The organism is Paenibacillus sp. S150, from assembly GCF_019352175.1.
Taxonomy (GTDB): domain Bacteria; phylum Bacillota; class Bacilli; order Paenibacillales; family Paenibacillaceae; genus Paenibacillus_AQ.
The window spans coordinates 93,822-105,622 of sequence record NZ_JACBYI010000004.1 but is presented as its reverse complement, the minus strand read 5'-3'; the positions used below and the strand labels follow the sequence as shown (position 1 = coordinate 105,622).

10 protein-coding genes are annotated in these 11,801 nt (G+C 51.8%); 5 read left to right on the top strand and 5 right to left on the bottom strand.

Annotated features, from left to right (window positions below; translation table 11 throughout):
* Window positions 1-47 precede the first annotated feature (47 nt).
* The 5 genes from HYD27_RS06335 (at window position 48) to HYD27_RS06315 (ending at window position 6,656) form a co-directional block, all read left to right on the top strand.
* Entirely contained in the window at window positions 48-1,424 is a 1,377-nt protein-coding gene (locus HYD27_RS06335; protein ID WP_219212696.1) for a response regulator transcription factor, read from the top strand.
* 157 nt (window positions 1,425-1,581) lie between these two features.
* Entirely contained in the window at window positions 1,582-3,066 is a 1,485-nt protein-coding gene (locus tag HYD27_RS06330) for an ABC transporter substrate-binding protein (protein ID WP_219212694.1), read from the top strand.
* 90 nt (window positions 3,067-3,156) lie between these two features.
* Window positions 3,157-4,071: a carbohydrate ABC transporter permease gene (locus tag HYD27_RS06325; protein WP_219212692.1), complete on the top strand. Its 915-nt coding sequence runs from the start codon at window positions 3,157-3,159 to the stop codon at window positions 4,069-4,071.
* A gap of 6 nt (window positions 4,072-4,077) precedes the next feature.
* Window positions 4,078-4,908: a carbohydrate ABC transporter permease gene (locus HYD27_RS06320; protein ID WP_309242024.1), complete on the top strand. Its 831-nt coding sequence runs from the start codon at window positions 4,078-4,080 to the stop codon at window positions 4,906-4,908.
* Between the two features lie 68 nt (window positions 4,909-4,976).
* Window positions 4,977-6,656: a glycoside hydrolase family 3 protein gene (locus tag HYD27_RS06315; protein ID WP_219212690.1), complete on the top strand. Its 1,680-nt coding sequence runs from the start codon at window positions 4,977-4,979 to the stop codon at window positions 6,654-6,656.
* A 336-nt stretch (window positions 6,657-6,992) separates the two neighbouring features.
* On the opposite strand, the gene HYD27_RS06310 is transcribed toward HYD27_RS06315, so the two are convergent.
* Genes HYD27_RS06310 through HYD27_RS06290 form a run of 5 tightly spaced genes read right to left on the bottom strand, consistent with a single transcriptional unit; the run spans window position 6,993 to window position 11,777 of the window.
* Window positions 6,993-7,451 (bottom strand): hypothetical protein, encoded by a 459-nt coding sequence (locus HYD27_RS06310; protein ID WP_219212688.1) that lies wholly within the window; start codon window positions 7,449-7,451, stop codon window positions 6,993-6,995.
* Entirely contained in the window at window positions 7,448-8,728 is a 1,281-nt protein-coding gene (locus HYD27_RS06305; protein ID WP_219212686.1) for a radical SAM protein, read from the bottom strand. Before HYD27_RS06305 ends, HYD27_RS06310 begins: the two co-directional genes overlap by 4 nt.
* Before the next feature lie 57 nt (window positions 8,729-8,785).
* Window positions 8,786-9,595 (bottom strand): carbohydrate ABC transporter permease, encoded by an 810-nt coding sequence (locus tag HYD27_RS06300; RefSeq protein ID WP_228745007.1) that lies wholly within the window; start codon window positions 9,593-9,595, stop codon window positions 8,786-8,788.
* Between the two features lie 20 nt (window positions 9,596-9,615).
* Complete coding sequence (locus tag HYD27_RS06295; RefSeq protein WP_219212683.1) at window positions 9,616-10,488, bottom strand: carbohydrate ABC transporter permease; 873 nt, start codon at window positions 10,486-10,488, stop codon at window positions 9,616-9,618.
* 2 nt (window positions 10,489-10,490) lie between these two features.
* On the bottom strand, window positions 10,491-11,777 hold the full coding sequence (locus HYD27_RS06290; RefSeq protein WP_219212997.1) for an ABC transporter substrate-binding protein: 1,287 nt from the start codon (window positions 11,775-11,777) through the stop codon (window positions 10,491-10,493).
* Window positions 11,778-11,801: the final 24 nt, after the last annotated feature.

Genomic DNA, 11,801 nt, shown 5'->3' with positions numbered 1-11,801 from the left:
CCTTCCTTATTAAAGGATCATCGAGCATGAGAGGAGTGGGCCAAACAATGAAAATTTGTGTAGCAGATGATGAACAGAAGATCCGTGAGAGCATAATCAGCAAGATCAAGGCGGACATTCCTTATGCCCATGTATTTGATGCCGGATTCGGCCGGGAGGCGCTGCAAAATATCGTTCTGGTGCGCCCCGATCTGGTCTTTATCGATATTCGGATGCCAGAGCTGGACGGTCTGGAAATTCTGCAGCAGCTCAAGCAGACCGGTCATTTATTTCGGGTGGTCATTGTTACCGGATTCAGCGATTTCGAGTATACCCAACGGGCTCTGCGTCTGGGAGCTATGGATTATCTGCTTAAGCCCGTAAACCGGACCCAGCTGCAGAATATTGTCAGGAATGTGCACAGCGATATAAAAGCCAGGCTGCACCATGATCTTTGTTCACTGTTGGAAAGATCCGGAGACGCTGTTTTAAAGGTCAGGGTCCATGACAATGCGAGTATCTGGTTCGATGACCGGCAGGCCAAGCAAGTGCAGTTCATGAGGAGCGGAAAGAACACGGACTCTTCTATCTTCGAAGAAGGCATGGAAGCCATTGCAAATTATGAGCTGGCCGACGGAAACAGCCTGCAGGTTGTCAAGGCTTCAGGTCATGGGGCGCTTCCGGTCTTCTGGGCTTCTGGAGAGTTTCTGAAGGCTTATGCCGCTGCCCGTGTACTGCACGAAGAGGAACAATTCTTCGGTGTTACCGGCATGGTCTCCAGGAAGCTGGACCGCATTCCGCAGGAGACCCAGGATCAGCTTGAACTTCTGCTCGCAGCGCTCTCAGTTGGGGATGCCGAAGCCGCAGATTCCTTGCTGAAGCACTGGTTCGGACAGCTTGAGCACCTGACTCTCCCCCTTCTGCGGAGTGAATGCGCCCGGTTCGCGGAACAGGCCTTCGGAGGGCAGTCTGAATTCCACGCAGGCACGGAGGAAGCTCTCAGATTCCGGGTGGAGGCATACGGAACCTGGTTCGAATTGAGGCTGGGCCTCAGCGGAAAAATTCAGGAAGAGCTGGCCGAACGGCGGAATCAGAAGGAGCGTTGCCTGGACAATGTCGGTTGGCTGGAGCGGCTCCTCCGGCTGCTGGAGCAGTCGGAGGAGCCGGGTCTCACGCTTGAGTCCGCTGCCGCCTATGCCGGAGTCCATCCGGTCACCTTAAGCCGCATGTTCAAGCAGCATACCGGCAGGCCTTTTGTTCAACAGCTGATTTCCTACAGAATGCGTATCGCCAGGGACATGCTGCTGAGCGGAGGAAGAAACATCAGTGAGATCGCCCTTCTTGTCGGTTATGCTGATACCCGGCATTTCAGCCGTTTGTTCAAAAAAGAATTCGGCTTGACACCTGGAGCTTACCGGGAGGCCAGACAGATTCGCCAAGGCTAAATTTTTCACACCTTCTACTAAATTATTCCCGTTGTTTGCCCTGCACGAATTCTCTATACTGGGTGAAAGCCATATCTTGCTTACATTAAACCACCTTATTCTATAGGATTAATGTATTAAAGACAAGCTTAACCTATGAAGGGACGTGTGTGGCAAAATGAATCGAAAAGCGTTGTCGTTCCTCACCGCGCTGCTGCTTACTGCGGCACCGGCTCTCTCCGGTTGCTCCGGCGCGGCCAATGAAGAATTCTCTGAAGCAACGGCACCTACCTCCGCAGCAGTCTCAGAGCCTGTGACTCTTGAATTTTGGGGAAGATGGGAGGAGGCCAATCCGCAAATTGCCGAAACCATTGCTGAATTCCAGGCCGAACATCCGGGAATCAAGGTCAATTACTCCACCATTCCTTTCGCCCAATATGTTGCACAATTGCAGACTGCAATCAGCGGCGGCGATTTGCCCGATATATTCGGCAGCCATCCCAGCCTGCCCACTTACCAGCTGTCGCAATTGGACATTATCCATCCTATCGACGATCTGATTACGGATGAAGTGCAGTCTGAATTTTTTGAGGGCACCTGGTCCGAAGGCGAAACCACTCTGGATGGCAATGTCTACTCCATACCGCTCTTCAATCCGAAACGCGCCGCCATGGAGCTCTTCTATAATAAATCAGTTCTCACGAAAGCCGGGTTGACAGAAGCAGATATCCCAAAAACATGGGATGAGCTGGTCACATTCAGCCGGAAGGTCAAAGAAGGAACAAACGGGGAAGCCTACGGTGTGGTCATGGGCATTAAAGCCTCAAGCTTGGCGGCTTCCATTGTTCAGCAGATGGCTACCGCCATCAAACCCGAGGTTGTTCCCTCCACATCAATTCCAATTAATTATAAAACGGGTCTGTATGAAATTAACTCGCCGAGCATCGTAGAGACGCTCGAATACTTCAAGTTGTTATATGACCAGGAATTGCTGCATCCGAACAGCCTTGTGATGAATATGACCGAAGGTGCGGCACTTATGATTTCCGGTCAGGCGGCTCTTCTCTTCGACGGCGCATACGAAGCAACCAAGCTGCCTGCAGACCAGCTCGATAATTTCGGGGTAGCCCCATTGCCGACCAAAGATGGCAAGAAGCAATACTTCGCCTATAACGGAGGAGCTGCAACTGCCGCGCTGTTTGTGGCCAAGACAACCAAACATTATGAGGAAACAAAGCTTTTCCTGCAGTATTTAATGGATCATTTGTATCCGAAGCTGGTACGTGACGGCGTTGAATATTCGCCCGTTACCGCGCAGAACGAAGAAACCGAAGTTACGCATCTGATTGCCAAAAAAGGACTCGCTCTTCAGAACGAAACCGTGATTCTCGTGCCCCGTCCTTATGTCAAGAACAGCGCAACGATTGATGTTGCCAAGGAGACAAGCGGAAAGCTGCCGAAAACCACGCTGCTTAACGTTATAGAAGGATATTTAAGCGGGCAGATTCAAGATATAAGCGCCGAGCTGACCGCGATTAACGAAGAGGCAAACAAGGTGCGTGATAGCGCAATCAAGAAGCTTGCGGCTGAAGGTGTTGCAGTCAGCCTGGAGGATTATCAATTTTCAGACTGGGTACCGCTCCAGCCCTATACAGGACAATAACTCTGTGTCAGGCCTTCAGCTTGCCTGCAGGCCGCCCTGGGGAGTCTCCGAACGGGGTTCCCCAGCCAGTTTAACGAGAAAGGGTCCGGTATGAAAGCTAATAAACGCAAGCTTTATCTATGGGCTTATTTGTTCCTTCTGCCCCAGCTAATTCTTTTCTTCATATTTACTGTCTATCCCATTATCATGAGTTATGTCTACTCGCTATACGAATGGAGCGGAATCGGCCCTTTGGATGATTTTGTCGGCTGGGACAATTACAGAACAGTTATCGCCGATGAAGCCTTCTGGAACGCCTATAAGAATAATTTGGTCTACCTCGTCTCCCAAACGATTATTGTGGTTCCGCTTGGCCTGTTCGCTGCAATTGCTCTTAACGCCGTTTGGTTAAAGGGGACCATCGTGTTTCGCACTGCCTACTTCCTCCCTGTAGTCGCCACTGCTTCGGTCGTCGGCCTGATGATGCGCCTGATCTTCGGAAATCAGAACGCCCCCTTTAACAACTTATTGCTGGGGCTCGGCATTATTGACCGCTCCGTATCCTGGCTGGGAGGAGCTGCGACAGCTATGGTCGTGCTGATCGGAACAGGCATCTGGAAGATATTCGGCATGATTATGATTTACTGGCTGGCCAGCCTGCAATCGCTGCCGGCCGATATGTATGAAGCAGCCAAGCTGGACGGAAGCGGATTCTGGACCTCCCTGCGCTATCTGACCCTTCCGCTGCTGAAACCTGCAAGTGCAGTAATTATTCTGCTCGCCGTAATCAACGGCATGCATGTATTCGATTTGGCCAAAACGTTGACCGACAGCGGCCCTTATTTCGCTACAGATTTAGTGGATTTGTATATCTACCGTTTCTCTTATGGAAACAACGGAATTCCGCAAATGGGTTTTGCCTCCGCAGCAGGTATTGTCTTTGGGTTAACGGTATTTATAATCACCCTCTTGCTGGCTGGACTCGTCAGGCTGGCCGAAACCCATGCAAGCAGCAAAGGAGTGTGAACGTTCGTGAAGATCAACCGTTATGCCCAAGCCGCCGTTTACATTCTGCTCGTTGCTTGTGCAATCCTGTGGATATACCCGTTTCTCTGGATGCTGTTCTCTTCTTTCAAGACAAATACGGAATTTATCTCCTCCAGCGCAAATTTGCTGCCGAAAACCTTTCATTGGGATAATTATATCCGCGCCTGGATTACGGCGAAATTCTCGGTATATTTCAGGAATTCCGTAATTGTTACACTGTCCACTGTACTGATTGTTCTATTCCTGACTACCCTGGCTGGATATGCGCTAGGACGGGTCCGTTTTCCTGGACATCGATGGCTGCTTCTTATACTTACATCAAGTTTGTTCATTCCGAAGGGCTATACCATCATTCCTATCTATCAGATTATCAAGAAGCTGAATCTGCTTAATACGCTGCCGGGAGTCATTTTGGCAGAATCGTCAAATGCGCATGTGCTTTTTATTCTATTGTTTATGTCTTTCTTTCAAGGCCTTCCCAAAGACCTGGAGGATGCTGCACAAATTGACGGCGCCGGATTTATCCGCACCTTCATTCAGGTCATGCTGCCTCTGTCAAGGCCCATTATCGCCACGACGGCAATCATGCAGTTTATCTTCACCTGGAATTCATTTTTTGTCCCGCTTATCTTTACACTAAACAAGCCGGAGCTGCGAACTTTATCTGTGGGCATGTATGCCTTCACAGGCGAGTATTCAGTCGATTTTACCGGTCTGCTGGCCGGAGCAACCATTGCTCTGCTGCCCGTGCTGATTGTTTTCCTCTTTTTCCAGAAATATTTCGTAGATGGTCTTGCCGGTTCTGTTAAAGGCTGAGAATTTCCGCCTCATTTGAACCAAGCGGGAAGCCGATTATGGCTATAGAATTAGGAGGATTAAAATATATGGTTGATTTGCAGTCCAAGCCTTTTCATCTGTCCCCTGAAGATATCCGCTGGGTCCATTCTACGCTCGCCTCCATGGATCTGGACAGCAAGCTTGGCCAACTGCTCTTTCCGGTTGGCAGCACCACAGATCGGACTGAGCTGGTCGGCCTGCTGAACGGAATCAAGCCTTCAGGCTTCATGTTTCCTGCAGGACCCGCCGCAGAGCGGCAGGAATTACACCGCTTTCTTCAGGAACGTTCGGAGCTCCCGCTGTTGCTGGCTGCCAACCTTGAATTTGGCGGCAATGGCATAGCCAAAGAAGGCACCTTTTTCGCCAAACCCATGCAGGTCGCAGCAACCGATGACGGCCAACAGGCCTACCGGCTCGGTCTGACTGCTGGCCGTGAAGGGGCGGGTGTTGGAGTGAACTGGACCTTCGCCCCGATTGTCGATATTGACTACAATCCGCGAAATCCGATTACCAATACGCGTACTTTCGGTTCAGATCCAGAGCGGGTAGCGCGAATGGCTCTTGGCTATGCCAGAGGCATCTGGGAATCGGGATTGGCGGTCTCCGTCAAGCACTTTCCAGGAGACGGCGTGGATGACCGTGATCAGCATTTGGGAGAGAGCATTAATTCTCTTCCCGTGGAGGAATGGGAAGGCTCCTATGGACAGGTCTACCGGAAGCTTATAGAAGCCGGAGCGGAGACCATTATGGTTGGTCATATCAAGCTGCCTGCCTATTCTCGTCATCTTCGCCCCGGCCTAGCCGATGAGCATATTATGCCGGCTACACTGGCTCCGGAACTGCTGGGTCCCTTGTTGCGCGAACGCCTCGGCTTTAACGGTCTGGTGCTGACCGATGCCTCAACGATGGCCGGCTTCATGATCGCCGAGAAGCGCTCGGTCGCAGTTCCGGGCACCATCGCCGCAGGATGTGATATTCTGCTGTTCAGCCACAACATTGAGGAAGATTTCAGCTATCTGCGGGAGGCTGTCAGAGATGGCAGACTCTCGCTGGAGCGAGTGGAGGAGGCTGTCACCCGTATCCTTGCCCTGAAGGCTTCACTTGGACTGCACAGGCGTCATCAGACCGGCACACTTGTTCCCGAACCGGCCGCGCTGGCCGTTATCGGCTTGAAACAGCATACAGAATGGGCGCGAGAATGCGCCGACCTGTCGGTCACCTTGGTCAGAGACACAAACAAGCTTTTGCCCATTGATCCTGTCCGTCAAAAACGGGTACTTCTTGTAGTGATCGGGGATGAAGGCCGCCGTCAGACACTGCCGGACCGTTACAAGCTGCTGGTCGACAAGCTGGAGCGCGAGCATTTTCTGGTGACGCTGCTGAAGGAACAGGAGAGCTGGCCTAATAAACAGAAGCTATCCATTGCCGAGCTGCAGGAGCGCTTTGACTGGGCATTGTATTTCGTAAATTTGGAGACCGACTGTACGATGCCGTCGCTCCGGATTCACTGGAGCCCTCCTATGGGAACCGACCTTCCCTGGTTTGCGCAAGAGCTGCCCACCGTGTTTCTCTCAGTGGCCAACCCTTATCATCATGCCGAGGTTCCACGCAGCGCCGTTCTTATTAACGGCTACTCTGGCAATGTTTATGTAATCGAGGCAGCCATGGATAAAATACTTGGCAGATCAAAATTTAAAGGCATCCATCCTGTAAATCCGTTCGATTGAACCGGGAATGGAAGAATCCCCTGTCTAACTAGTAGGAGGCCAGGAGAAGACACAGGAAACTTAGCCCTCAGGGGTTCGAAGATCGGTTCCAGCCTGTTTTTCAGCGCCTGCTGACATACCCTGTCCCGGATAGCCGGGTGCCGAGTGACGGCTTGAAACGCCGGAATGGTAACGTTGTCGATTCCTCCGCTGCCTCGTTTGCTCTCACATATTCCCATGCCAATTCCAAGTTTGTTCGGTGATACACCTTGCCGATTAATGAATGAACTTTTCATCCTGTGCCTTTTGCTTTCATGCGTTTCGTATCCTCCCGGAGGTTGTTTACAGGTGCGGTGATTATTTTGCCAGACGGTCCAGATGCATGACAAGCGGATGCTCGGCACGTTCTTTGCTTTTGCGGGCGACATAGGTATCCTCAATGATCTCATCCGGCTCAATAACCCATACGGTGGACAAATCAAAATCCGGGTGGATCTTCCTGGCCAGGGTGTAGTAGTGCTCGAACACAGGGCCGCAGATGATCGAATAAACAGGATAGCCTTTGATCAGATAAGCTTCTTCCCCCCTGGAGAGCCGAACGGCCACCTTGCGCTTGAACCAGATACTGTTGACCAGATTAAGATTTGTCTGCGAAGTTTCAATCAGTTCAAGATAGATTAGCTGCCCCTTGTCGTTAGCTGTCAGGCTATGATCCATAATAACATGCGGCCACCCCTGCTGATCCACTGTTGCCAGAGCCTTCACCGCCTCTGAATCCTGAAGCAGCGCCTGTACTTTTCCCGTTATAACAGTCACTGGACCGCTGCACCTCCTCTGCCTCTATCCAGGTCCGTATCCGGATGATTGCCGCATTTCCGGTAATTGTCCATATCAATGTTAAGCCGGTATTCCGCTCTGATATCACTCAGCCCCTTGGCGAGCTGAACATAATATTCCAGTGACGGCGTACGCTGATTATGGAATGCCGATCCATGGAGCGGTACCCAGACACAGTGAACAACACTCACGCCTTGACTTGCAAAATCCTCCGCCTCCTCCAGCACCGCCTTCAGCGCCTCTGTCTCATCCGTGAAGCCATGGGGCGCAGCCATTTCACAGCCGCCGACAATCCCGCTGCTGACGTTGCCCGCTCCAAAGATGTCTACCGCAGCGATAATTCTCCGTTTCCACTCCTGATAGCCGACCTCTTTATGCTTGCCCTTGCAGATCCAGGCGAACAATGCCTCATTTGGAATTTCAATATCGGAGGTGTAGGTCATCAGGCCGGTATTTTCGTAGATTTTTGCTAACTGGCGTTCGTTAAAGGCTGAAGCAACGATTGTGCTGGGGAATTTCTTTTCCTTAAAATTATCACCGGCCGCCTGCAGCATTTCGATGTACATCTCAACCTCATCGTCGAAGATTTCTGCGCCGCTGAGGATAGAGCCGGAGCTCATTTTCAGATTGGTAAAGGCCCCCGGCTGCTTCAATGCCTCTCTGACCGTTTCATATACATCCTGCGCCTGCAAATGCTTCGCCATATTTCTGTCCTGGTAGCTGCGGGTGGAATTGGCGTTAATATTGCAAAATTTGCAACCGTTCCCCTTGTTCCAGAAGTGGCAGTGGCTGTTGGGATCGATGTCCAGTCTTTGCGGCCTGGAGGAGGCAACCTGCCACATCGGGGTGCCGGAGCTGGTGAACTGGTCATAGTAATCCGGCTTATACCAATATTCGACCTCTTCCACAATTTCTCCATGGTCCGTAATGTACAGCCTTCCATCGATCTGATCCACGACATAGGGATTTTTGGCCGTCTGTGATGGCATGGCAATAATGGAGGTGCCGTCCCTAAGCAGGAGCGAAACCGGTACGGCTGCGTTCATATCCCCGTTGGAGCCGATCAGCACCCGCTGCTGATATTGGTGTTTGCTTCTATCCAGCGCCTTCAACGCCCGGTCCGTGTAAGTAAAAGACCTGCGCGTAACATCCGATTTAATAATGACAAAAGGCGATACATCCTTGTATTTCGCGATAACCTCCCGCAGCGTCAATTCTTTTGTTTTCCCAGAAGCGTGAGCCGTAACTGCACACATCCGCGTCCACCTCAGCTTTCAATTTCTATTTTTAGAACAGCCACTAACAACAATTCGCTACCCTTTCAATGCGCCTTCGGTCAGTCCCGCCACAAAATAGCGCTGAAGGAACAGGAACAACAGCACCAATGGAAGCGCCGTGACGGCAACGCCCGTAAGCAGCAGCGGATAATTAGTAACATATTCGCCTCTGAACTGGAGCATAGCCAGTGGCAGCGTCAGGTTCGACTTGCCGTTCAGCAGCAGCATCGGAATCAGCAAATCGTTCCACACCATCACCAGCAGAAATGTGGCGGCAGTCGCCAGTGACGGAGCGGCCAGCGGTATGGCAATCCGCCAATACAGACCCCACTCCCCGCAACCCTCCAGACTGCCCGCTTCGATCATTTCCCGGCTCAGAAGTTTCATAAAGCCCGTGAGCATGAACACTGTCAGCGGCAGCAGCAGGGCCGTGGAGATCAGAATCAGGCCCAGCAGGCGGTCCGACAGGTACAGCTTCTGTACGAGAGTGTAGATCGTCAACATGTTCACTTGCGATGGCACAATCAGTCCGGCCGCAAACAAAGCAAACAGAACTGCCCCGGCCCGGCTGGCAAAACGGACAATGGCAAAAGAAATCAGGCTGCCCAGCAGCAGCACCAGCAGCACTGTGCCTGCAGTTACCTGCGCACTGTTCCAGAAATACCTCCAGATCGGTTGACCGGCGAATAAGGCCTGCACATTACGAAACGATGGTGCTGCCGGCCAGCCGAGCGGACTGGCATAGAATTCCTGCGTAGATTTGAACACCGTAACAATCACAAAATAGAGGGGAGCCACGATGATCAGTGAATACAGCAGTATAACCGTTCGGCGCACATACACCATTTGCAGAATTCCCCTCTTCCTCAGTATGAAATGCGGCCAGCGCGAAGCGCCTTGTATTGCAAAAACGTCAGCACTGACAACAGCACCAGAAGCAGGGCTGAGCCAGCCGAAGCTTCACCGAAAGCATAGCTGGAGAAAGCCAGATGATAAATATAGGTGGTCAAGATTTCTGTGGAGAAATTCGGCCCCCCGTCCGTCATCGTAAAGATAAGATCGAATGCTTTGAAAGACTGTATCGTTGTATACGCCAGCACAATCGTCGCGGAAGGGGCCAGCAGCGGCCAGGTGATGCTTCTGAACACACGCCATCTTCCTCCGCCATCGATAGCCGCTGCCTCGTTCAATTCAGGCGGGATGCTGTGCAGCCCGGCAATGAAGACAATCATCATTTGCCCGGCATGCGCCCACACCTGTACCGCCGCTATCGAATAGATGGCAATCCGCCGGTCACCGGTCCAGTTCAGCGCCAAGGAGCCTAATCCCGTATGCTGCGCCAGTGCATTGATCATTCCAATGGCCGGATCGTAGACAAATGACCAGATCAGCCCGACGGAAACGGAGGACAGAATAGCCGGGAAAAAGAACAGCGCCCGCAGAAACACATGACTTTTCCGGTTCCGGACCAGCAGCAGCGCCAAAATCAGGGAAATTACAGTCTGGGCCGTGACTACTGCCGCCATGAACTTCACATTATTCCAGAAGGCTTTCCGGAAGACGATACTGTCCAGAATACTGTTGTAATTCTTCCAGCCCACCATCCGGAAGGAGGAAGAGATTCCGTCCCAGTTTGTAAAGGAATAGAACAGGCCGGATAACGTCGGATAAAGAAAAAATCCTGCATACAGCAGCAGGCCCGGCAGGACAAAAATCCATAATATACCCCGGCTCCTCATCGCTATCTGGATAGCTGCTGATCAATGATTGCCTGGGCTTCCTTGGCGGCAGCCTCAGGTGATGAACCGCCCAGCACGGCTTGAATGGAATTGGTCACCGCTTTTTGATTCTCACCGTTCGTAATCGTGAAGCGGGGCTGGAATAAAGTTTTCTTCTTAGCCCATTCACTGACAAGCTTAAGCTCCTGCGTGTTATACTCCACATCCTTCACGGTGACATTCTGCCCGGTTTCATTTGCATATTGGCCAGCAATCTCCCGGCGGCTCAAGAATTCAAGAAATTTCTTGGCTTCCTCTGGATGTTTCGATTTGCTATTCACACCCAGCAGGAATGTGCTGGTGTGGATGCCCTCGTATTTGGCCTGATCAGCAGCAACCGTGATGGGTGCCAGCAAGGCTTGCTCCAGATTCGGATTCTGCGCTTTGTTCTGGGCCAGTTGATAGGAGCCGCTGGCGAGGATGGCTGCCTTCTCCTGGATAAACAAAGCGCCTGCCGCCGCATCCTTCGTGCCCAGGGCATTAGGCTGGAAATACCCCTTGTCATTCAGTTCCCTGATCTGGCTCAGCGTCTTTATCCACCAGTCATCCGTCAGTTTAGCCTCCCCCGCTTCCACCTTGGTGAAGGCATCGTCACTGGGCAGATTGTTCATGACCATCGTATTCATGAATTGTCCCGGTCCTATATCCGCTCCGGCAAAAGCAATCGGAATCAGACCGTTCTCCTTCAGCTCGGCACACATTTCCAGGAACCCGTCCCAATCCGCCGGAGGTGTGAGTCCGAGCTGCTGGAACAGCTTCACATTGTAGATAGGATCGTTATAGACAAGCTGATATGGAACAGCCAATTGCTTGTTATCTTTCACACCTGCCCCGATTAAGGCTTCGTTGAAACTGGCCAGGAATGGCTCTGCCGACAGATCCGCATACAACCCGGCTTTAGCTACAGCCTCGAACTGTGCCCCTGGGAAGGAAGCAAAGAGATCGCCTGCAGACCCGTCGGCAATCTTCACCAGCGCTGAGGTCTGGTATTGATCGGAAGGGAGGGTCTGCATCTCCACTGTAATGTTTGGGTACACCTCCTGAAATTTACTGATAATGCCATTGAAGGATTCTGCATCTTCCCCGCGCCAATGCAGGAAGCTAAGTGTAACTTCAGGCTGTGCGCTCTCCTCCGGTGCGGAATTCGCCGCCTGCACGGAATCGTTTTGCTGATTGTCAGAGGCGGATGAGGGATTGTTGCTGCAGGCTGACCCAAGAATCAGCACAGCTAGAGCAGCAGTCCAAAGCATGAAGCGGAACAGATTGTTGTTCAA